Origin of the sequence: Bacillus seohaeanensis (genome assembly GCF_042684945.1) — a bacterium.
GTDB classification, from domain to species: domain Bacteria; phylum Bacillota; class Bacilli; order Bacillales; family Bacillaceae_B; genus Rossellomorea; species Rossellomorea seohaeanensis.
Genome location: NZ_JBHUMF010000026.1, coordinates 1 through 21633, shown reverse-complemented (window position 1 = coordinate 21633; position 21633 = coordinate 1). Strand labels below are relative to the sequence as shown.

The following is a 21633-nucleotide window of genomic DNA, read 5'->3' as shown; positions in this document are numbered from 1 at the left end:
TAATAAGACAAATAGTATGACGTTTAACAAACTAGCGAATCATCATGGTTATATTCCCAGCAGCAATCATAACTGTAATACTTAAAAAAAACATGAACGAAACAATCGCTAACGCCGCAAATACATAGATCATGCTTTTTGCGATAACATCGAGACAGGTTATAACAGGTCCTCCTCCTAACGGTTGAAGTAGTGCCGCGGCAAGTTTATAAACAAAAGCCATTACAAGGATCTTTATTGCAGGAAAAGCAGCAATTAACAAAACAATTGCCACACCAGCAATACCAACTGTATTTTTCAAAAGGACACTGGCACTTATTACTGTATCGGTTGCATCTGTAAACATTCTTCCGATGACAGGAACAAAATTACCTGTGATAAATTTTGCTGTTCGAATTGTTATGCCATCCGTAACTGCTGCCGTAGCACCTTGAACGGAAATAACCCCAAGGAAAACAGTCATAAACACTCCCAACAAACCAATACTCCAGCTTCTTAAAAGTCCTGCTAACTGTGTGACTTTATAATGCGGTGACAGTGTGCTAACGATGCTCAATAAAACAGAAAGAAATAATAATGGAAGTACAATGTTTTGGATTAGTAACCCGCTCGTATTCATAAGGAAAATGATGACAGGATGAAAAAATGCAGCGGAAACAAATCCCCCAGATGCGGCAATCAATGCGAGTAATAACGGAATTAGAGCGATGATGAAATGTATCATGGTTGATATTGCATCCTTTGTATAATCAATGGCAATATGAAAGCTATTTAAGGCGATGATGATAAGAACCATGAAAATAATACTGTATGCAACTTTACTTACATTCCCATTTTCAAATGAGTTTTGAAGCGATTGCAGAATCATGCTGAAAATCGTCAGCATAATTAATGTTCCTAAAAGCTTTCCGTTCATAACTAATTCCTGAAAAGCAAAATGAAATAAACCGGTAAACCATGCTTTAAAGGAAAACTGCTTGTCCCCTTTAATAAAATCTACTAAACTGCCTTTTTGACTTTCCGGCAAAAAACCTCCATAGTCATCTGTAATGTTATTCCAAAAATCTTTCAATTCCTCTAAACCTATGTTTTCAATTTGTTCATCAATAACTTGTTGCTGGAGATCTTCTGCAGGAGGTGTTTCATCTTCTTCTGCTTGTCCGTAAGAGGTTCCTAAAAAAAATAGTACAAAGACTGTAATAAGAACTATGATTTTTTGCTGCATTCTTTCACCTCTTCAACCTTATCCCTCTACCCGTTTGGTATCATAGTGATGATTGTTTCGATAATTACTGTGATGATCGGTACAGCCATCGCCAAAATTAATATTTTACCGGCAAGCTCCACTTTCGCTGCTATCGCTCCTTGACCGGCATCTCTCGTAATATGAGCAGCAAATTCAGCAATATAAGCAATTCCAATTATTTTTAATATTGTTTCTACATACACTAGGTTTACATTTGCATTGGCAGCAAGTCTCTCAATCATTTCAATAATGGACTGTATTTGGTCAATTAAAAAAAGAAAGATAGAACAACCAACAAAAACAACAAGTAAAAAGGCAAAATTAGGCTTTTGTTCTTTTACAATTAGTGCCAGGAAGGTCGAAACAAGGGCAATTCCAACAATCTGGATAATTTCAATCGTTGACTCCCCCTATCCTTGAAATAAAAAGACCGATTTAATCTTTTGAAAAAGATCATCTACAATGGATGCAACCATGAACAAAATGTAAATAAAACCGAATAAAGTCACCCACTGTGCGTATTCTTTTTTCCCTACTTGGTCAAGTATAGTATGGAGAAAGGCGACTACAATTCCCACTCCAGCTATTTTAAAAATGATATCTACGTCGATACCCATGTATTTTCCCTCCTGGTTTACTAAAGCAGTAAAATGATGAGAAGAAGTCCGGATAAAAACCCCAAACTTTTCGTCATTTTTTCATACTTCTTTTGTTTTTCAATCGCTTCGGCTTCTTCTCTTTCCAAATGTTTTAATGCGAGTAAAATATGTTTCTGCTGTGTCAGTAAATCATATTTACCTAGGTTTTCACCAAATTGTTTAAGAATTTCATATTCTCCCTTTTTAAATGCAGTAAGCTTCCAAATATCATTTAAGCTGTCTTCCCAGGCTTTCTTCACTGATATTTCTTGCTCCGTTAATTTCTTAGAAAAGTTTTCAAAAAACCATGAGACAGGCTTTTGTAATTGCTTAGATATTTTTCTTGTTGCCTCATGCAGAGGTGTGTGGCTATAAGTTATTTCTGCTTCTAAGGATTGTAAAGCTACCTTTAATAACCTCAGCTGCCTAGGACGTTCTGTTAAATATTTAGCTGCTTCAAAACCCGCCCATGAAGTCGATAACAAAATAAAAATAGCCCCGACGATTTTGATCATTTACGTCACACTCACTTTACTCAAAAGAGATTGTCCATTCTCACCTAAAATATTGTGAATTTCCCCTGGGCTATCCCCTCTTTTTAATTCTACGAAGCGATTGATGGAATTAAGTGACATAATGTCCTTAAGGATTGGTCTTTTTCGTATTTCCTCAAAGCTTGCTCCATGAGTAGTCATTATTAACGTAATACCTGCATTTACCGCTTCTAAAATGGCTTGACCATCCTCTTTACGGCCTATTTCATCGACGATTAGTACATCAGGACTCATAGACCGAATGAGCATCATCATTCCTTCTGCTTTTGGACAGGCATCAAGCACATCTACTCGTGGACCAAATTGTAGCTGTGGAACCCCATGGACACACCCTGCAATCTCAGAACGTTCATCTACAATCCCTACTTTAAGTGGAGGGATATTCTGTTCAGGAATTCCTGTGGAAATAAGTCTTGCTAGGTCTCGTAGCAGTGTCGTTTTTCCTGTTTGCGGCGAACCTATAATCATCGTATGCAACCACTTCTTCTTATAGACATATGGAATCAACGGAAGGGCAATACCCGTTTTCTCTTTGGCAATACGTATATTAAAAGAGGATAAATGACGGATTCCTTTTACATTTCCACCTTCAAGAATGACCTTACCTGCCAACCCTATTCGATGACCACCCTCAATAGTGATATAACCCCTTTTTAATTCCTCTTCTAATGTATAAAACGAGTGTCCTGACAATTTGTTTATCAACTGGTCGCTATCTTCACGTGTCACAATATAGCGAAGAAAATACGGTTTCCCCCTTGCCGTCACTTCCAACACGCGATTGGTCCGGACACGTATTTCTTCTACCTGTTCTAAAACATCTGGAGGGAGTTTAAAGATTTGTTCAGATATAGTAGTTGGTAACATAGCTAAAATTTTTTTCATCATTCAACCTCCTTCGTACAAGCCTCCCAATATTAAAATGTATTCTAGTACGGAAAGATTATGACTGTAGAGAATAAGTATGTTTCATCATTTATTTAGTTTTCAGTTTATGTACAGATCTGACTATATTGCTTTGTTTGAAAGGCTTCCTTTGCCTTTTGGAAATTTTATCTTTTTCATAGCGAGCTAGCTGTTGGAGCTAGCGTCTGCAGGGTCTCGACTTTTCCTCTGTATCCCACAGGATTCAAGTGCCTTCACTTCAATCCACTCTATACTTTCAACTGTTGTTGAAAACAACCTAAAAAAGACTAAGTTTAGGGAGAACAACCCTAAACTTAGTCTTTTAAAAAAATAATATTTACTTATTAAGCACGAGAAACATATGAACCATCAGAAGTATTAATGACAAGTTTATCTCCTTCATTTACAAAGAAAGGAACATTAACAACAAGACCCGTTTCCACTGTCGCTGGTTTAGATCCACCTGATGCTGTGTCTCCTTTAATCCCAGGCTCTGTTTCTGTCACAACGAGGTCTACCGTATTTGGAAGTTCAACCCCAAGAGTTTCTCCTTGATACATCATAATTGAAACTTCCATATTTTCTTTTAGAAACTTCAATTCGTACTCAATTGCTGAAGCAGCTAATTCAATTTGTTCATAACTTTGGTTATCCATGAAAACATGCATGTCACCGTTAGCATATAAATATTGCATTTTTCGATTATCGATTTGTGCTTTGGCAACTTTCTCTCCAGCACGGAAAGTTTTTTCTTGAACAGCACCCGTACGTAAGTTACGAAGCTTCGAACGTACAAATGCAGCTCCTTTCCCGGGTTTAACATGTTGAAAGTCCATAACGCGCCAAATTCCGTTATCCACTTCAATTGTCAATCCTGTACGAAAGTCATTTACTGAAATCATTGTATTTCCTCCTGTTAGTAAACATATTAAAGAATAATTAGATCTTTTGGTGAGTGTATAATTGTTTCATTTGAGTCTTCTGTAATAATCGTATCATCTTCGATTCTTACCCCTCCGACTCCCTGCAAGTAAATACCAGGTTCAACAGTAACAACCATTCCCGGCTCTAATACAACATCTGAACGGAAAGATAAGCCAGGTCCTTCATGGACTTCCAACCCGATTCCATGTCCTAAAGAGTGACCGAAGTAATCTCCGTACCCCTTCTCTGTTATGTAATCTCGAGAAATTGCATCTGCTTCTTTACCAGTCATTCCAGGTTTGATTTTCTCCATCGCAAGTAGCTGAGACTCTAAAACAACATTGTAGATTTCTTTTAGTTTATCATTTGGCTCCCCTACCGATACAGTACGAGTCATGTCAGAAGCGTAGCCTTTATAATAAGCTCCAAAATCTAATGTAACAAAATCTCCAGTTTCAATAACCTTGTCACTAGCAACCCCGTGTGGGAGTGCAGAGCGCCCGCCTGAAGCAACAATGATATCAAAAGAAGAAGATGTTGCACCTGCTTTACGCATAAAGAATTCTAACTCATTTGAAACCTCTAACTCTGTTACACCCGGTTTTATAAAATCTAATATGTGTTTAAAAGCAGCATCAGCAATATCCGCTGCATCCTTTAATATCTTAATCTCTTGCGGTGTCTTTATCAAGCGTAACTTTTCCACTAACCCTGATACAGGAATTAATTCTGCAGCGACTTTTTCACGATAACTCTCAAAAGAAGAGTATGTCATATAGTCTTTTTCAAAGCCCAAGTTTTTAACCCCAAGTTTTTTTACTTGTGTTGCTACCTCTTCGTGAATTGGCCCTTTGTGTTCTACAATTTCAAAACCTACCGCTTGCGTTGCCGCTTGCTCTGTGTAGCGGAAATCGGTTATAAACAACGCTTTTTCTTCCGTGATAAGTACTACACCGGAAGTACCAGTGAAATTTGTCACATAGCGACGATTATAACTACTTGTAATTAATAATCCGTCAATTCCATTCTCTGAAAACTTTTCTCTTAGTTTTTCTAGTTTCATTTCTTTTCCGCTCCCTTAAGTTGATTTACTAATGCAAGTAATGCCAATTCATATCCGTATAATCCCAACCCGACAATTTGACCAATTGTTTCTGGTGCTGTAACTGATTGGTGTCGAAACTGCTCGCGCTTATGGATATTGGAAATATGAACTTCAATAACTGGTACGGAAATAGAAGCTATTGCATCCCGTATTCCATAACTGTAATGAGTGTAGGCTCCGGGATTTAGAATAACCCCACTTACCCCTTCATCTTCTGCACGATGAAGGAAATCAATGATCTCTCCTTCAATATTCGATTGCAAGGTTAGAAGATCGTATCCTTGAGTTCCAGCCACTCTTTCCATTGATTTCTCAAGTTCATCAAGAGTAGTTTGTCCATAAACTTCCGGTTCTCTTTTACCTAACCGGTTCAAATTTGGACCGTTTAGTAGCATTATTTTTTTCATATGTAATCACCTAAAAAAATAGAATGTTCAACATGAACATTCTAACATAACAGATTACGGTTAACTAGGAAATTATCTGAAAATACACATCTTGTTACTGATTTACCCCACTAGTTTTTTCCTTTTCTTCCTGATGTCTTAATTCATTCTCTTCATATGATATGGAATAGCCAATAAAGACGCCATATAAAATATAAATACAAGCAGTTGTAATAAGTGTGTGAATATCAATAGAAGTAATTGATTTAATAGTCGGAAACAATGGTGTAAGGATAAGAAAAACAACTAGAAATAATGCAATACCATACCCAACCCCAACCCACATTGATTTTAATTTTCTTAAGAGTACATAGTACACTAATGCTACTCCAATAGAAACGATTCCATAGGCAACTATTGAAAGTAAAATTCCTATCCACTTTTCTTTCCAATTACCTACAGCCCATGGTTCAAAGATGATATTAGGTTCAATTTTGGTAAAAGAAAACAAATAACAAATATATGCTATTCCACTCCAAAGCACACCACCAATAAAGCCGGTAATCACTACAGTAGTTAGGAAGGATAATGGTTTTTCAGATTGGTTTTGTTCTAATTGAGGGTCGGATTTCCCTTGCTCTTTTTGCTTGTCTTCTGCCATTTTCAAACACCTCCATTCGTAGTATGTCCAAATCCTACAAACACTTGCACAAATTACAAGAAAAGTGCAAGCGGCTCATTCAGCTCGCGAAGAAAAGTGCAGTCTGCCTTAAACACCCCGGACAAACTGTTTTACCGAAAGGCTCTTTTCTCACAGATTGTTGTTTTTACTTATGAATTAAGTCCGTTGACTAAACTTAGTTTTTCGTTAAAAAGCAACAAATTTTACGAAAACAGCCTATCAAAAAAACCACAAGCCTCTAACTTTCAGAACTTGATACTCTAGTGACTGGCAAAAGGCAACTGACTAAAATGGAAATATTTTAATTAGAAGGATTAAATTAGTGAACCCCCTAGTGATTTTGATGGGTTTTTAGTAAAATAGATAGTAACTTATTTTTAAAAATATGAGTAGCTATAAATAGAAGCAGGAAGCCCACATACTTAAATTAAACTAATCTAGAAGTCTCTACCTCCGAGTCTGGTTATAACTAAAGACTCTAAAGACAATCAAGTAAAAGTAGTAATTGCTTCATTCCATAAATTAATAAAATGGAAAAGTAAAGCAGAATGACGATTAAAAAACGAGTAAATAGTCTAAACTATTATTATAAGCTAGTTCGATTTTTGTTCATTTCGTTTTGTATGGAGGTGGCTTTGATGAAGGCTCGTAACATTTTTGTACTCTCTTTAATTGTGTTAGCTATCATTGGTTTAGGGTCCGTTCTTATCGGCAATCCTTTATCTTTATTACGTCAAATTTTCATTATGGCTGCTGCGATAGGTATTATTTACTTTATCTACCGTAAATGGCTTAGCGGAAAACCGACGAAAAATAAAGAACAAAAGGCGTTTCAAAAAGCAGCAAAACAGTCTAAAAAGAGATTTAAGAAAAAAGTAACGAAATCAACACAAAGTGCTAACCATGCCAAAAAGCGGCCGATTCGAAGAAAATCCAATGCTAACCTAACCGTTATTGAAGGCAAAAAGAATAAAAAAAATAATCGAGCTTCTTTTTAAGCTCGATTATTTTTTTAATAAGTCCATTTTATTAAAAACTTTTCCGCTTGTTGCTTTCCATATAAAATAAGTGCAGCTTTTTCTTTTTCATCTATTTCAAACTCTGTTGTCAAATTTCCTTCTGTCGGAATAAAAATCACATTTTTTTCATGTTTTCTAGAAATATACCTTGAGTCGTGTGCATCTTTCATTGTATGAAAAAGTGCATCATAAAGATTTATTGCATTTTTTATTTTATTTTTCGGTCTGTCAATTCCTTTATGACTTAATTTTATACCGATGACTGGTCTGACTTTTTTTATATTCTCCCTGTCAAAAAGCCACATTGGAAAATTACTTAAAACCCCCCCATCAACTATTACGCTAATCCCTTCTAATGATTTTAATTTAATAGGCTCAAAGAAATAAGGAAGGCTCGAACTCATTCTAATAGCTCTTGCAACAGGAAAAGTTTCTTTAGCAATCCCGTATTTCCCTAGATCATCCGGCAACACTAACAATCTTCCATTCGATAAATCGGAAGCGATAACACGCAAAGAATTTTCAGGAAGATCCGCAAAAGTATAAATGCCTCTTGCTTTTAATTTTGTCGCTACCCACTTTTCAAGTGTATCCCCTTTATATATTCCCATCCTCCAATAAACTCGAAGCCATTTAATAACTGGAAGCGAGTCTAAAAAAGAAGGTTTGTCTAACATACTATCTAAGTCAAGTTCTTCCATAATGTTCAATAATTCCTTGCTTGTATACCCGGCCGCAACTAAAGCTGCAACAATAGCTCCTACACTTGTTCCTGCAAGCCTCTTAAATTTTAATCCCTTTTCCTCTATTGCTTGGTAAGCACCAATTAAAGCGAGCCCTTTTACTCCTCCACCTGAAAAAACACCATCGATGTCCATAGGCTCCACTCCTTCATTATTGTATACTACATTATTAATTCACAAAGAAGGATTTTAGAATAAAAATCGATATTCCCGTTTTTCAAGGCTAGTCTAATTTTTTCGATGATGAGTGTGTAGGTAAAAAAGAAAGGGAAAAACAAATATGAACAAAAGCGGAAGTGGCTTACTCAATTCACAAAGAAAATAGGGATTTCCCCTAAAGGGTGCTTTTTGCCTTTAGAAGGGAATTATCTTTTTTACAGTGAGTTAGCCGCTGAAACTAGACAAACCACTTAAATTTTTAGTTATACGCATGCGAGTATTTTATAATTTCCTTAACATTAAAAAAGAAGCTGAGGTAGAGCCCCCAGCTTCTTAAAAGTCTTATATAATTATACTTTCTTATAAAGTAAAAAAATAATTAGTAACTTTATTTCACTTTTACAAACCGCATTTTAACTGTGCACCACAATTTGTACAAGTATTACAGCCACCCATATCTTTCACTGTTCCTTTGCGGCAAACAGGACAAGTGTTTCCTACTTCCGATCCGATAGTTACGTTTGTAGCACGCACTTCTTGAATTGTATCTACAAGTACAACCGGTTTCTCCGAAGTTGGAATTTCTTGTTTTGTTTCTTCTTCATCAAAACTGTTTTCTTCCGCTTTTAATGTTAGAACTTGGGAGTCACGGCTTCCATCGACGTATACCGTACCTCCTTTCGCTCCACCTTTATATAAACGCTCATACACATGTTGTACTTGCTCTACAGTGTACCCACGCGGTGCGTTTACCGTTTTAGAAATAGAGCTATCAATCCAATTTTGGATAACACATTGTACGTCTGCATGTGCTTCTGGAGCAAGACTCATCGAAGATACAAACCATTCAGGTAAATTATCTCCACTTGCTTCAGGATTTCTCTCTAAATATTCCTGAACGATATCTGCCTTCACTTCGATAAACTTCCCTAAACGTCCACTACGATAATAAGTGAAGGAGAAGTATGGTTCTAAACCGGTTGAAACGCCAACCATGGTCCCAGTGCTTCCTGTAGGAGCAACAGTCAGTAGATGAGAGTTACGAATACCATCTTCTACAATAGCATCTCTCACATCTTGCGGCATTTTTTTCATATATCCTGTTTCAATGAACGCTTGTCGTAAACGGTTTGTTTCTTCTTGTGTCTCACCCGTTAAGAATGGGAAACTTCCCTTTTCTTTTGCAAGTTCAACAGAAGCGCGGTAAGCAGTTGTTGCGATTACTTCAAACACTTCATCTACAAGCTTATTTGCTTCGGCAGATCCGTACTCTTTTTCACAATAAATGAGTAGGTCCGCAAGTCCCATTACACCAAGACCAACACGTCGTTCGCCGAGGGCTTGCTTTTTGTTTTCTTCTAAGAAATATGGTGTTGCGTCAATAACGTTATCTTGCATTCGTACTCCGACTTCAACCGTACGCTTCAATTTTTCAAAGTCTACTGTTTTGTTATCTTTATCAGCAAATTGTGCTAGATTTACAGCTGCCAAATTACACACAGAATATGGCGCGAGTGGCTGTTCCAGTTTTTGTTATCCTAAAGGCTTTTTATCCTCTAGTTCTTACAGTTTTTATTCCTGTAAGCTCGGCATATCTTTTCAACGGACTCTAATTATTTACTAGCTTAGTCCATCGCTGCGGCCTCTTGGGTGGATTATATTCTGCATATTGCAGGTTCACCACCTATGCTCTGCCCCTGACTTGTTTTTTCTTTCAAGCCTTCGGTTCGGGTTCTCATCTCAGAGTTCCCGCTTAATTCCGCAGTTTTTTACATGAGGCAAACTATGCTACTCTACCACATGGATTTGTCGCAACTACTTTTTGACCATATGCTTTTGCATTTGTCATATCATTTGCGTTGTCGATGAAGAAAATTCCTGGTTCTGCTGAATAAGTTGCACACACATTAATAAGATTCCACAATTCTTTGGCACGTAGTTTACGGTACGTTCTAACTTTGTTGCCCATCTTCTCCCATTCGCGGACATCACCGATATTGTGCCATTCTTCGTTGTAGAATTTCATTTGTTCTTCATTATAGCTTTCTACATCAGGGAAACGTAAAGCATACTCTTCATCATTTTCCACTGCTTCCATAAAGTCACTAGTCAAACAAACAGAAATGTTCGCTCCTGTTAAGAACTCGGAATTGTGAACACTGTAAGTACCGCCTGTTCGTAACTTTTCTTCTGCGTTTTTGATAATTTTCTCATCAAAACCACCGTAACCTGGAATTTGCTTATAGTTAATAATTCCTTGATACATTGCAATTTCTTGTTCTGTAAGAGGAGTGAATTTCAATTTATCTTCTGCAGCTTTTTTAATTTGTTCATCTTCTGTATTTTCTAATAGATAACGAAGGATTCTTGGATTTTGCATTTTTGAAATGATGAATTCAATAATGTCAGGGTGCCAATCCGCTAACATAATCATCTGAGCTCCACGCCAATTGTTACTCCTCTTTTTTAGAGGGGTGAGGTCATTTCTGCCCCACTCTTGCACTTTCATACAAGATCAGACTATATCATCAAAGAAGAAAATTTATTATATTTACGATTTAACTTTAAATCTCCATATTTATAAAGTTCATTAAAAATCAATTTTAATTCCACAATACTACTTAGATGCAGATCAAAGCATCCTTGCTTTTTAGTAATTTTGTTAACATTTTTTGCGAAACCATTCAATTGGAAAAAGTGAAGAACTGATAATAACATCTCTGAGCTTCCCGTAAATCCTAACCGGGCTTTTTGGTAACCATTCCTTTGATATACCCGTATATGACCATCAGCGTCGAAAAATCCTCTTAGAAACGACCATTGAAGTTTTTCATTATCAAAATTAATCCATTTTTCTTTTTGTGTCTTTCTCGGTTTAATCCCCAGGGATATTAGGTCATTACACATTTTTGTTGAATTAATGGCTAAGGCAACTTTATTTTGCTCATTATCAACATTCTTTTTCCTGAACTTAATTGCGTCAAGCATATTTAATTCTTTTGCTATGTCATATATTAATTGCTTATCTTGTTCAGCAGTAACAAGTACTAATCTTTTTGATTTTTTACGATCAAGAATAGTTCCGTCACCAAGAATGTAACCAACTATATATGACTGATTTGGAGTTTTTATTTTCTCAAAATAATTTTCATTGTAACTATAAATTTTAGATTTTAGTTTTCCAGCTTCTCCAGGTTTTCTCGACTCAATAAAATTCAGTTCATCATTCCAACGTTTAATGGTTCCACGACTGATTTTTAATATTTTTGCTATATCTACTTGACTGTAACCTTTATTATGGAGTTCAATTATCGATTTAATATACTCTTCTTTGTCTCGTGCCCCATAACCACGTTGCCGCTTACTATGGTTTACTCCTTCCTTTGCTTCCATTAGGTTTTCACTCCTCCAATTTTGAATTTGAGGCTTTCACCATATGGAAACTTTAGGAAGTTTCAATAGTCGTTGAACGTTCCTCTTTATTTCTAAAGAAGCTTCGCTGCTGATTGCCCAATCCTTATTATTTTTAAACCATCACGCCCACCATTGCTAGTCACGTTGTGGTTAATAAGGCTCTAAGGGTGTTCCAGCAATTCACGAGATTTTAATCCCGCCATGGTATTAACGGGACCCACCTTGCTCAACCAAATGAGTCAATTTCGCAACATCATCAAGCCATGATACAGATCCTGATGATTTACCATTTACACCTCTAGCAAGCGTATTTCTTGGTCGTAACGTCGATCCGTTCGTACCTACCCCGCCTCCACGACTCATTATTTCCATCACTTGTTTACGGTGTTCGGAAATACCTTCTCTTGAGTCTTGAATGAAAGGCATAACATAACAATTAAAATATGTTACTTCCGTTTCAGCCCCTGCTCCATAAAGAACACGTCCAGCCGGAACAAAGTTCAAGTTGACCAATTCATGATAAAACTTTTCAAACCATTCTTTTCTTTTTTCTTCTGTTTTTTCGACTTGGCTTAAACCTGTTGCGTTGCGTTTTGCGATCTGCTCATAGAAAACTTCTAACGGTTTTTCAATAACATCAAGTGTTCTTGTAACAATTCCCGTTTCCATCTCTTCTGGCTTATCAATCGTGCTTCTGTACTCATCCTCAATCCACACATCCGCTTTTTTGTTTTCCCAATCAATTTTCGTGATGTACCCTAATCCACGAGCAGGAAACTTAGGGTCTTCTTTGACTGTCAACACAACAAAATCACCCTCTGAGAGAGTAACTTTTTCTGTGTCTTTAAAAGAATAACGGTCAATCATCACAAGACGCGATACCCCTTTGTGTGTAAGGCTCATATCTGATGTAATAGGATGTACTTGTGGGAACAAGTTAATATCTTTGTTTAACCGTTCCTTATCCAATGTTAAAGTTTGTTTCGACGCAACAGTCATAACGACAACTCCTTGTTTCAATATTTCTATTTGTCTAGTCTCATAGTTTGTCACAATTTACGTTATCATAGGAACGATAATAAAGCAACTATTAAAACACAATATATGGTGTTTGGTTTTTTAAACCACACACCATATATTGTGTTATCAGTCAAATGTAATTGACTTTGTCAAACGTTAAATAAGCTAGATTTTAAAGCAAAATTAAGATATTAATAGAAAAGCTAGGAATAATTCACCGATATCTACTTTTTTAAAGGTTGCTTAAATATAAATTATCTTGAATCCTAATAAATCAAGAAAAAAGCGACATGATATCGCTTTTCTCCCGAAAAAATTCATTATCTTTTAAAATTCCATTCGTCACTTTCATACCTTCTTTTCGCAATTTCTTCTACATATTGTGTCTCTTCCTGTGTCAGCTCATATGGTTCTAGTTCAACCTGAAGTCCATCCTCAAACCCTTTTTTAAATGCCACGCGAGCCATGTCCATTGTTATTTTTTGGGGACTAATTTCATTAATCGCAACTGCTTTATTTTTGAAAGCTCTTTGCATTCTTTCCTTCACTCTTTCCGAAGGATATTTAAATAAGCTAAATAATTTATCTTCATCTAAGTCTAAGAGAATCGAACCATGTTGGAGAATAACACCTTTTTGTCTAGTTTGAGCACTACCAGCTACTTTTCTTCCTTCCACAACAAGTTCATACCAGCTTGGTGCATCAAAACAAACAGATGATCGAGGGTTCTTCAAACTATTTCTTTCCTCATCCGTTCTCGGGATAGCAAAATATGCTTCAAGCCCTAGACTTTGGAATCCTTTTAAAATGCCTTCTGAAATGACACGATACGCTTCCGTTACTGTTTTCGGCATATCCGGATGTTCTTCCGATACAATAACACTGTAGGTCAGTTCCTGATCATGTAGAACACCTCTACCCCCAGTCGGTCTTCTGACAAAACCAAGTCCTTGTTTTTTCACTTCATCTAAATTTATTTCCTTTTCAACTTTTTGAAAATAACCAACAGAAAGAGTTGCCGGGCTCCAGCCATAGAACCTAATAGTTGGGGGGATTTTCCCTTCACTATGCCAATCCAGCAATGCTTCATCCAATGCCATATTGAAAGATGGAGAACAACTTCCTGAATCGATAAAACGCCAAACTTCTTTTTTCATACTGCATACCCTCTTTTTATGTATTCAATATCATTTTAGATGGAGTTGCTTTTACTATAGGCGGTTTTCCTATATAATCCGTTACTAGTCTATCAAATCAGGAACAAAAAACAAAGAAAAAGCGATTGATAAATAATCCAAATTCATTTTTCTTTTGATTCTAACCTGTTTCACGAATATAATAGAATGTAGTGCATTGAAGAAAGGAGCTTTGATTATGGAAGGGTTATATATTCTACTAGTCATAATTGGCGCAGTTATCATTTATTCCCTTATTACGTTCTTCTATCAAAAAAGAATTGTTAATACATTGAACGAGGAAGAATTCCGTGCAGGATATCGTAAAGCACAGCTTATTGACGTTCGCGAAGCAAACGAGTTCGATAACGGACATATTTTAGGGGCAAGAAACATTCCACTTTCTCAATTAAAAATGAGAAAGAAAGAAATTCGCCAAGATCAACCCGTATACCTATATTGCCAAAGTGGGTTAAGAAGCGGGCGTGCAGCCCAAATGCTTCGCCGTAACGGGTACCGTGATTTACACCAACTTCAGGGCGGGTTTAAAAAGTGGACAGGAAAAATTAAAACGAAGAAAAAGTAACAAAAAGGCTGACCTTTGCATGCAATATAAAGGTTAGCCTTTTATATATTTTATTTTCACGAAAAAAATGCCATTACAGAGTATAAACCCTATAATGGCATTTTTCATGTTTTAATGCGTCGCAACTGCTTCTTTTTTATACCGTAAAATAGGCTTTCTTGCCGCAGTTGTTTCATCTAGACGCTTTAATACAGTTGTATGAGGAGCTTCTTGAACTATCTCAGGAGAATTTTCTACTTCACCTGCTATTTGAATCATTGCATCAATGAAAGAATCTAATGTCTCTTTAGATTCGGTTTCTGTCGGCTCAATCATCATACCTTCCTCTACATTTAACGGGAAGTAAATAGTTGGTGGGTGATAGCCAAAGTCTAACAGACGCTTCGCTATATCTAACGTACGCACACCAAGTTTTTTCTGGCGTTTTCCACTTATAACAAATTCATGTTTACAGTGACGATCATACGGAAGTTCAAAATATGGTGCCAAACGTCGCATCATGTAATTAGCATTCAATACAGCATTTTCCGTAACTGCTTTCAAGCCATCTGGACCCATTGTGCGGATATACGTGTATGCACGTACATTAATACCAAAGTTTCCGTAATATGGTTTTACCCTACCGATAGATTCTGGGCGATTGTAATCCCATTCAAATTTATCACCGTTCTTAACCAGCAAAGGCTTCGGCAAGAATGGTATAAGATCTTCTGTTACACCGACTGGACCACTTCCAGGTCCGCCACCTCCGTGAGGACCGGTGAATGTTTTATGAAGATTCAAGTGAACAACATCAAAGCCCATATCTCCTGGGCGTGCTTTTGAAAGAACGGCATTTAAATTTGCACCATCATAGTACAATTTACCACCTGCACTATGAATAATTTCAGCCATTTCTAAAATATTTTCTTCAAATAATCCTAGTGTATTCGGATTAGTCAGCATTAGTGCTGCTGTATCTTCTCCGACAACTCGCTTCAGATCTTCTAGATCAACTAGACCGTTTTCATCTGATTTTACTGTTATCGTTTCAAAGCCAGCGACTGTTGCAGATGCTGGGTTCGTACCGTGAGCAGAATCAGGTACAATTACCTTCGTTCTTTTCGTATCACCATTTTTCTCGTGGTAAGCACGAATCATCATTAAGCCCGTCCACTCACCATGGGCACCAGCAGCTGGTTGGAGAGTCACTTCATCCATACCCGTAATTTCTCTTAAGTGTTCCTGCAAATCATACATTAATTCAAGAGAACCTTGAACACCATCTGTATGTTGAAGGGGATGGATATGGGCAAACCCATTTAATCTTGCAACATTTTCATTTACTTTAGGATTGTACTTCATTGTACAAGAACCAAGTGGATAAAACCCTGAATCAACACCATGATTACGTTTAGATAGTGCTGTATAATGACGCATAATGTCAAGCTCAGAAACTTCTGGCAGTTCCGGTTCTTCTTCTCGTAAATACTCATTAGGAATCAAATCAGAAAGCTCTACTTCTGGTATATCCATTTCTGGAAGACTGTATCCGATACGGTCTTCTCTAGAAAGTTCAAAAATAAGAGGTTGATCTTGTTTATTCATGGTTATCCCCCAATTCTTGTACAAATGTATCAATTTCTTCTTTTGTACGAAGTTCTGTTACCGCAACAAGCATATGATTTTCTAACGTTCTGTCTTTTAATCCTAAATCATATCCGCCGATAATTCCTTTTTGCAGAAGATTTTTATTTACTTCTTCAACTGGCTTATCCAGCTTGATAACAAATTCGTTGAAAGAAGGACCTTCAAATCGAAGAGTAAATCCTTTTTCTTTCAATTTATTTTTAGCGTAATTTGCTTTTTGGATATTTTGAACAGCCATTTCTTTTACACCTTTTTTTCCAAGCGCTGTCATTGCTACAGAAGCAGCTAAAGCATTTAAAGCCTGGTTAGAACAAATATTAGATGTGGCTTTGTCACGACGAATATGTTGTTCACGAGCTTGAAGAGTCAAAACAAACCCTCTTCTACCTTCTTCATCTGTCGTTTGGCCGACAAGACGTCCAGGTACTTTTCTCATTAATTTTTTATTAACAGCGAAATATCCACAATGCGGACCACCAAATGCTGTTGGGATTCCAAACACTTGAGCGTCACCGATGACAATATCCGCCCCAAATTTTCCAGGAGGTGTAAGTGCACCTAATGCCAACGGATTGGAAGACACAACGAACATAGCTTTTTGACTATGGACAATCTCTTCCATTTCTTTTAATGGTTCAATTCTTCCAAAAAAGTTTGGATACTGAACAATAACAGCAGCAATCTCATCAGACATAAGTTCTTTCATCGCTTCTATATCTGTTACCCCTGCTTTATGAGGGATCTCCACTACATCAATGTACTGTCCATTTGCATATGTTCTTAAAACATCAATAGATTCAGGGTGAACAGTACTTGAAACTAATACTTTCTTTTTTTTCGTCTGACCTGCACTTAACATCGCTGCTTCTGCTAATGCTGTCCCTCCGTCATACATGGAAGAGTTAGCAATCTCCATACCTGTTAGTTCACAAATCATCGTTTGGAACTCAAAAATTGCCTGTAGCTCACCTTGTGAAATTTCTGGCTGGTATGGTGTATAAGCTGTATAAAATTCCGAGCGAGACAGAACATGATCAACAATAATAGGCATATAGTGATCGTATACTCCTGCACCAATAAATGATGGATTACTTCTCAAATCGGCATTCTTAGCAGCTAGAGAAGCAAGTTCACTAACTAATGCTGTTTCTGGCTTTGCTTTTTTTATATTGTATTCCCCTTTAAATCGCACACTCTCCGGAATATCTTCAAAAAGTTCGGAAACATCCTTTACTCCGATTGCTTCAAGCATTTCTCTCTGATCTTGTTCTGTCATTGGTAAATAACGATGCTTCATGACCGTCATTCCTCCCCCTAGTTCTTTGGTCTTTTATAAAATGGTGTCGGTACAATTTTTGCTTTTACTTTCTTGCCACGAATTTCTACAGTAAGCTCTGTATCAAGACTTTTATATTCGGAATTTACTAAAGCAAGCCCGATATTCTTTTTTAATGTAGGTGATTGCGTTCCTGTCGTTACTACTCCAACTTCCGTTTCACCTTTAAACACTTTATAGCCGTGACGAGGTATTCCTCTATCAATCATCTCAATTCCTACAAGTTTACGAGGTGCTCCTTCTTGCTTTTGTTTTTTCAACACGTCTTGGCCAATGAAAGGTGTGTCTTTATCCACTTTTACAGCAAATCCAATTCCGGCTTCAATCGGTGTAATCTCCGGTGAAAGCTCTTGACCATAGAGAGCAAGATTTGCTTCGAAACGAAGGGTATCACGAGCACCTAGTCCTACTGGAACGACACCATCTTCTTTTCCCGCCTCTAATATGGCATGCCATATTGATGCCGCGTCATTACTATCGCAATATATTTCAAATCCATCTTCACCTGTATAACCTGTTCTTGATACAAGCACTTTTTTACCATGTAACATTACATCAGTTTGAAATTTAAAAAATCCAATTTCGTTTAAACGTTGATCTCCCGCAAGCTTTTGAAGCGTTTTTTCTGCTAAAGGTCCTTGAAGTGCTAGTTGAGCCATATGTACGGAAATATTATTTACTGTAACATTTTCTTCCACATGATCTTTTAACCACTGAAAGTCTTTATCAATATTAGCAGCATTAATAACAAGTAGATAATCATTTTCTTTTATTTTATAAACTAAAAGATCGTCAACTGTACCTCCGTTTTCATAGCACATCGCAGTATACTGTGCCACACCGTTTTTAAGCTTAGAAATATCATTTGTTAACATTTTTTGCAGGTAGGGTAAACTATCCTCCCCTTTAACCTCAATTTCTCCCATATGCGAAACATCAAATAGACCAGCTTTTGTTCTGACAGCTTCATGTTCTTCTTTTATACTTGAAAATTGAACAGGTAGCTCCCAGCCGCCAAAGTCAATTGTTTTTCCACCATATTCTTTGTAAACATCAAATAAAGGTGTTCTTTTCAATTCTGACACAGTACTTCCCCCTTATCTTCCTATTGTGAAGCATTTTCCTTGTTTAGCTCATGAAAAAAGGACAGAGAAATCCCTTTTTTAAAAAAGAGATTTCTCTGTCCTTGCACCTGAAAGTTTACCGATAACGGTTGTCCTCTTTGGTGGTTTCCATCAATGGAAACGCTCTCCAGAGCCGCGTCCTGCAAGAGTCTTTTTGCCTGAGAGATTCACATGTACTTATGCTTGCTCCTTCGGCGCTGTGTATACAGTCTCTCCCCTTGCTATCATTCGCCAATATTCCTTGAAACAATTGGTTATACTAGAAATATACAGAAAATGCTACCCATGAATGTTCGGATTTTAGAAACTTTCAAAACCTTTTAAAAGCTATTTTCATCCTACCATTAAACCTAATAATTGGGCAATCATTTTTATATAATTAAGGAGATGTTTTTGTATGAATGTGGAGGTTTTGTTTGATAACGACTGGGGAGAAGAATTAAATTCCCGAATAGAGAACGATGGTCCCTGGGGAAATTGGGAGCTTTACAAACTAGCAGTTGAATTTGAACAACATACCGCAATTCCGAACTTTGAAGGACTTCAAGCACCAAAACATTTAGCAAATGTCACACCACTTCCTCATCAACTCGAAGCAGCAAGGCAAGTTGTAGAGACAATGAATGGAAAAGCGATACTTGCCGATGAGGTAGGACTAGGAAAAACAATTGAAGCAGGCCTTATTTTAAAAGAATATATGATTCGCGGGCTCGTTAAAAAGGTATTAATTCTCGTACCTGCTTCGCTTGTTTCTCAATGGGCCCATGAGTTAAATAGCAAATTCTTCATTCCAGCAGTAGCTCAGAAGAAAAGCTATGTATGGGATCAATGTGATGTAGTTGTATCGAGTATTGACACGGCTAAAAGAAGTCCTCACAGAGAAAAGGTATATGAACAAAACTATGACCTTGTCATTATAGACGAGGCTCACAAACTTAAAAATCATAAAACAAAAAACTATGAATTCATTCAAAACTTAAAGAAAAAGTTTTGTTTACTTCTGACGGCTACTCCTATTCAGAACAAAGTGGAGGAGATCTTTCACTTAGTATCACTTTTAAAACCTGGACATCTCGGGAATGAGTCCGGCTTTACAGAGCGATTCAAAAAAGGTGACCGCTCTATACAAGAAGATGAGCATTTACGTGATTTAATTAATAAAGTAATGATACGTAATCGTAGAGGAGACACAGGAATTGAATGGACAAAGCGTCATGTCAAAACGGTATTAATTGATTTTAGCGAAGAGGAAAAAGAACTTTATGAAAGCATCCAATCGTTAAAGGGAAAATATGACCATTGGGTATCAAGCTCATTTTCTTTACTTACACTACAGCGGGAAGCTTGCAGTAGCCGAGAAGCGGTATTCTTCACTCTTAAGAATATGCTAAAGAAAAAAGAAGACCCATCTCAAACTTTTCAAGACACCGTCGCTTCTTTAATGAAAAAAGTAGAGAATGTTAGAAAAAATTCTAAAGCGGAAAAAGCCTTGGAATTAATCCGCTCGATTGATGATAAAGTCATTATATTTACGGAATACCGAGCAACACAGTTATATTTACAATGGTTTTTAAAGCAGCACGGGATAACTTCTGTACCATTTCGTGGTGGATTTAAACGTGGAAAAAAGGATTGGATGAGGGAACTATTTAAAAATCATGCAAAGGTATTAATCGCTACAGAAGCCGGTGGGGAAGGGATTAACCTACAGTTTTGCCATCACGTTATTAATTTTGACTTGCCGTGGAACCCGATGAGACTTGAGCAAAGAATAGGACGTGTTCATCGTTTAGGACAAACTGAAGACGTACATATTTATAACTTTGCTACAAAAAACACTGTAGAAGAGCATGTTTTAAAGCTTCTCTATGAAAAAATAAATTTGTTTGAAAGAGTCATTGGTCAGTTAGATGAAATCCTTACTCGCCTCGAATTTAATGATTTGGAAGATCATATGGTTGATATCGTCGGTAATTCTAAAACAGAGGCAGAAATGAAAATAAAAATGGAAAATCTAACATCTATGATTCAATTTGCGGAAAACATAAAGGAGGAACAAGCTCGTGCAGCAACACGAAATACATCAATTTCTTAAGCGTTATTTTACTGCAAACGGCTGTGAACTTGTAGCTTCTAGTGATGGTTATATAAACGTTCAGCTGACGGTTGAATTAGATAAAGAATTAATGAATAGACCATTCTACTGGCATTACCTTGAAAAAACTGGAGGAGTTCCAAACCCTATGAGATTATCGCTGATTACAGATAGCGATAAAGCACCTGAGGATATAAAAGGAGAACAAATACACTTTGGCTCTCCCCGTTTGCATCAAATATCCCAATCGACAAAAAATTTAGCAGGCTACATACGACTGTATGAAGAAAGAGCTAGTCACGAAGTACAACAAACTGCCCTTCACCCGTGGCTCGGTCTTAATATTAAAATATCTCATCAATGTGATCGCAGAAAGGATTCGATCCGTTCTATTGGCTTAAATTTGATTAATGGAAGCATTCATGAATCTTTTCATGATAAGTTGCTGAAAAAGTCGCTAACTCCAAAAATACCAGATTTCAGTTTTACTTTAGCTCCAATTATCAAGCCAAAAAGTGGGATTGGAAGAATTCAAAACTATTTATTAGAAGAGTTAAATGCAGAATCAGACGAGTGGGCGAACCTAGCAAGAGACAGGTGGAGGGAAGACTTGGCATTGCTTGACCATTTCTATGAAGAACAAGAAGAAAAACCCGAGTCCTATTTTCTTGAAAAAGAAGCATTAAAAGAACAATATGAGCCGAAGATTTTTGTGGAAATAATTAATGGAGGACTATTTTACTTAAAGCAACAGGTATTACAATAATAATAAAGAATCGAACACCTACTTGATTAGAAAAAGAACTGGCAATCGCCAGTTCTTTTTCTCACTGTGTTGAAAAAAGATTACGTCAATGAAAATGCCGCAAATTTTTTGTGGCATTTTCTTGTC

19 protein-coding genes, 3 pseudogenes and 2 riboswitches are annotated in these 21633 nt (G+C 36.9%); of the genes and pseudogenes, 4 read left to right on the top strand and 18 right to left on the bottom strand.

The features are described 5' to 3' along the window. Positions 1–31: 31 nt before the first annotated feature. The 9 genes from spoIIIAE to ACFSUL_RS10450 all read right to left on the bottom strand — a co-directional run bounded on the left by spoIIIAE (position 32) and on the right by ACFSUL_RS10450 (position 6420). Entirely contained in the window at positions 32–1225 is a 1194-nt protein-coding gene (spoIIIAE, locus tag ACFSUL_RS10490; RefSeq protein WP_377935143.1) for a stage III sporulation protein AE, read from the bottom strand. 26 nt (positions 1226–1251) lie between these two features. After that, positions 1252–1644 carry a stage III sporulation protein AD gene (gene spoIIIAD, locus ACFSUL_RS10485; protein ID WP_377935258.1) on the bottom strand — a complete coding sequence of 131 codons (393 nt, stop codon included), beginning with the start codon at positions 1642–1644 and terminating at the stop codon, positions 1252–1254. Between the two features lie 12 nt (positions 1645–1656). Continuing rightward, on the bottom strand, positions 1657–1863 hold the full coding sequence (gene spoIIIAC, locus ACFSUL_RS10480; protein WP_006838772.1) for a stage III sporulation protein AC: 207 nt from the start codon (positions 1861–1863) through the stop codon (positions 1657–1659). A gap of 20 nt (positions 1864–1883) precedes the next feature. Then, positions 1884–2399, bottom strand: coding sequence for a stage III sporulation protein SpoIIIAB (spoIIIAB, locus tag ACFSUL_RS10475; protein ID WP_377935140.1), 516 nt, complete (start codon positions 2397–2399; stop codon positions 1884–1886). Continuing rightward, positions 2400–3323 (bottom strand): stage III sporulation protein AA, encoded by a 924-nt coding sequence (gene spoIIIAA, locus ACFSUL_RS10470; protein ID WP_377935138.1) that lies wholly within the window; start codon positions 3321–3323, stop codon positions 2400–2402. Positions 3324–3688: 365 nt separating this feature from the next. Beyond that, complete coding sequence (efp, locus tag ACFSUL_RS10465) at positions 3689–4246, bottom strand: elongation factor P (protein WP_377935136.1); 558 nt, start codon at positions 4244–4246, stop codon at positions 3689–3691. Positions 4247–4272: 26 nt separating this feature from the next. Continuing rightward, a complete protein-coding gene (locus ACFSUL_RS10460) occupies positions 4273–5331 on the bottom strand; it encodes a M24 family metallopeptidase (protein WP_377935134.1) in 1059 nt (352 codons plus the stop codon). Next, positions 5328–5780 carry a type II 3-dehydroquinate dehydratase gene (aroQ, locus tag ACFSUL_RS10455; protein WP_377935132.1) on the bottom strand — a complete coding sequence of 151 codons (453 nt, stop codon included), beginning with the start codon at positions 5778–5780 and terminating at the stop codon, positions 5328–5330. Before aroQ ends, ACFSUL_RS10460 begins: the two co-directional genes overlap by 4 nt. Before the next feature lie 94 nt (positions 5781–5874). Beyond that, positions 5875–6420: a YqhR family membrane protein gene (locus tag ACFSUL_RS10450; protein ID WP_377935130.1), complete on the bottom strand. Its 546-nt coding sequence runs from the start codon at positions 6418–6420 to the stop codon at positions 5875–5877. Between the two features lie 659 nt (positions 6421–7079). Here ACFSUL_RS10450 and ACFSUL_RS10445 point away from each other — a divergent pair. After that, a complete protein-coding gene (locus ACFSUL_RS10445; RefSeq protein WP_377935128.1) occupies positions 7080–7439 on the top strand; it encodes an SA1362 family protein in 360 nt (119 codons plus the stop codon). A 14-nt stretch (positions 7440–7453) separates the two neighbouring features. Here ACFSUL_RS10445 and ACFSUL_RS10440 read toward each other — a convergent pair whose 3' ends face one another. The 6 genes and pseudogenes from ACFSUL_RS10440 to ACFSUL_RS10415 all read right to left on the bottom strand — a co-directional run bounded on the left by ACFSUL_RS10440 (position 7454) and on the right by ACFSUL_RS10415 (position 13953). Continuing rightward, positions 7454–8338, bottom strand: coding sequence for a patatin-like phospholipase family protein (locus tag ACFSUL_RS10440; protein WP_377935127.1), 885 nt, complete (start codon positions 8336–8338; stop codon positions 7454–7456). Positions 8339–8761: 423 nt separating this feature from the next. Next, positions 8762–9886 (bottom strand): annotated as a pseudogene (locus tag ACFSUL_RS10435) (vitamin B12-dependent ribonucleotide reductase); the annotation flags it as partial. Positions 9887–10157: 271 nt separating this feature from the next. Continuing rightward, positions 10158–10811: pseudogene (locus ACFSUL_RS10430) on the bottom strand (vitamin B12-dependent ribonucleotide reductase); the annotation flags it as partial. Between the two features lie 71 nt (positions 10812–10882). Continuing rightward, the gene (locus tag ACFSUL_RS10425) at positions 10883–11755 is read right to left on the bottom strand and encodes an LAGLIDADG family homing endonuclease (protein WP_377935125.1); all 873 of its coding nucleotides are present in this window, start codon (positions 11753–11755) and stop codon (positions 10883–10885) included. Positions 11756–11986: 231 nt separating this feature from the next. Further along, a pseudogene (locus tag ACFSUL_RS10420) lies at positions 11987–12775 on the bottom strand (ribonucleotide reductase N-terminal alpha domain-containing protein); the annotation flags it as partial. Between the two features lie 341 nt (positions 12776–13116). Next, positions 13117–13953 (bottom strand): lipoate--protein ligase family protein, encoded by an 837-nt coding sequence (locus tag ACFSUL_RS10415; RefSeq protein ID WP_377935123.1) that lies wholly within the window; start codon positions 13951–13953, stop codon positions 13117–13119. Positions 13954–14170: 217 nt separating this feature from the next. Between ACFSUL_RS10415 and ACFSUL_RS10410 the strand changes: the two genes are divergently transcribed. Beyond that, positions 14171–14557 carry a rhodanese-like domain-containing protein gene (locus tag ACFSUL_RS10410; protein WP_071411345.1) on the top strand — a complete coding sequence of 129 codons (387 nt, stop codon included), beginning with the start codon at positions 14171–14173 and terminating at the stop codon, positions 14555–14557. 111 nt (positions 14558–14668) lie between these two features. Here the strand turns inward: ACFSUL_RS10410 and gcvPB are convergent, their stop codons facing one another. From gcvPB to gcvT, 3 genes are read right to left on the bottom strand one after another with little or no spacing between them, the layout of a single operon-like run. Beyond that, positions 14669–16144: an aminomethyl-transferring glycine dehydrogenase subunit GcvPB gene (gene gcvPB, locus ACFSUL_RS10405; RefSeq protein WP_377935120.1), complete on the bottom strand. Its 1476-nt coding sequence runs from the start codon at positions 16142–16144 to the stop codon at positions 14669–14671. Next, entirely contained in the window at positions 16137–17483 is a 1347-nt protein-coding gene (gene gcvPA / locus ACFSUL_RS10400; RefSeq protein ID WP_377935118.1) for an aminomethyl-transferring glycine dehydrogenase subunit GcvPA, read from the bottom strand. The genes gcvPB and gcvPA overlap by 8 nt, the downstream gene beginning before the upstream one ends. A gap of 17 nt (positions 17484–17500) precedes the next feature. Further along, positions 17501–18607: a glycine cleavage system aminomethyltransferase GcvT gene (gene gcvT / locus ACFSUL_RS10395; protein ID WP_377935116.1), complete on the bottom strand. Its 1107-nt coding sequence runs from the start codon at positions 18605–18607 to the stop codon at positions 17501–17503. A 93-nt stretch (positions 18608–18700) separates the two neighbouring features. After that, a riboswitch (glycine riboswitch) is annotated at positions 18701–18779 on the bottom strand. A gap of 3 nt (positions 18780–18782) precedes the next feature. Continuing rightward, positions 18783–18874: riboswitch (glycine riboswitch) on the bottom strand. Positions 18875–19043: 169 nt separating this feature from the next. Here gcvT and ACFSUL_RS10390 point away from each other — a divergent pair. Both ACFSUL_RS10390 and ACFSUL_RS10385 read left to right on the top strand, forming a co-directional pair. Then, positions 19044–20741, top strand: coding sequence for a DEAD/DEAH box helicase (locus tag ACFSUL_RS10390; RefSeq protein ID WP_377935114.1), 1698 nt, complete (start codon positions 19044–19046; stop codon positions 20739–20741). Continuing rightward, positions 20710–21507 (top strand): YqhG family protein, encoded by a 798-nt coding sequence (locus ACFSUL_RS10385; protein ID WP_377935112.1) that lies wholly within the window; start codon positions 20710–20712, stop codon positions 21505–21507. The genes ACFSUL_RS10390 and ACFSUL_RS10385 overlap by 32 nt, the downstream gene beginning before the upstream one ends. The last annotated feature ends 126 nt before the right edge of the window (positions 21508–21633 follow it).

Bases quoted from the DNA above. Each gene is read 5' to 3' on its own strand.
- aroQ (WP_377935132.1), bottom strand. From the start codon at position 5,780: ATGAAAAAAATAATGCTACTAAACGGTCCAAATTTGAACCGGTTAGGT.
- gcvPA (WP_377935118.1), bottom strand. From the start codon at position 17,483: ATGAAGCATCGTTATTTACCAATGACAGAACAAGATCAGAGAGAAATG.
- spoIIIAE (WP_377935143.1), bottom strand. From the start codon at position 1,225: ATGCAGCAAAAAATCATAGTTCTTATTACAGTCTTTGTACTATTTTTT.
- ACFSUL_RS10440 (WP_377935127.1), bottom strand. From the start codon at position 8,338: ATGGACATCGATGGTGTTTTTTCAGGTGGAGGAGTAAAAGGGCTCGCT.
- efp (WP_377935136.1), bottom strand. From the start codon at position 4,246: ATGATTTCAGTAAATGACTTTCGTACAGGATTGACAATTGAAGTGGAT.
- spoIIIAA (WP_377935138.1), bottom strand. From the start codon at position 3,323: ATGAAAAAAATTTTAGCTATGTTACCAACTACTATATCTGAACAAATC.
- ACFSUL_RS10460 (WP_377935134.1), bottom strand. From the start codon at position 5,331: ATGAAACTAGAAAAACTAAGAGAAAAGTTTTCAGAGAATGGAATTGAC.
- ACFSUL_RS10410 (WP_071411345.1), top strand. From the start codon at position 14,171: ATGGAAGGGTTATATATTCTACTAGTCATAATTGGCGCAGTTATCATT.
- ACFSUL_RS10425 (WP_377935125.1), bottom strand. From the start codon at position 11,755: ATGGAAGCAAAGGAAGGAGTAAACCATAGTAAGCGGCAACGTGGTTAT.
- ACFSUL_RS10445 (WP_377935128.1), top strand. From the start codon at position 7,080: ATGAAGGCTCGTAACATTTTTGTACTCTCTTTAATTGTGTTAGCTATC.
- gcvPB (WP_377935120.1), bottom strand. From the start codon at position 16,144: ATGAATAAACAAGATCAACCTCTTATTTTTGAACTTTCTAGAGAAGAC.
- ACFSUL_RS10415 (WP_377935123.1), bottom strand. From the start codon at position 13,953: ATGAAAAAAGAAGTTTGGCGTTTTATCGATTCAGGAAGTTGTTCTCCA.
- ACFSUL_RS10390 (WP_377935114.1), top strand. From the start codon at position 19,044: ATGAATGTGGAGGTTTTGTTTGATAACGACTGGGGAGAAGAATTAAAT.
- ACFSUL_RS10450 (WP_377935130.1), bottom strand. From the start codon at position 6,420: ATGGCAGAAGACAAGCAAAAAGAGCAAGGGAAATCCGACCCTCAATTA.
- spoIIIAB (WP_377935140.1), bottom strand. From the start codon at position 2,399: ATGATCAAAATCGTCGGGGCTATTTTTATTTTGTTATCGACTTCATGG.
- spoIIIAC (WP_006838772.1), bottom strand. From the start codon at position 1,863: ATGGGTATCGACGTAGATATCATTTTTAAAATAGCTGGAGTGGGAATT.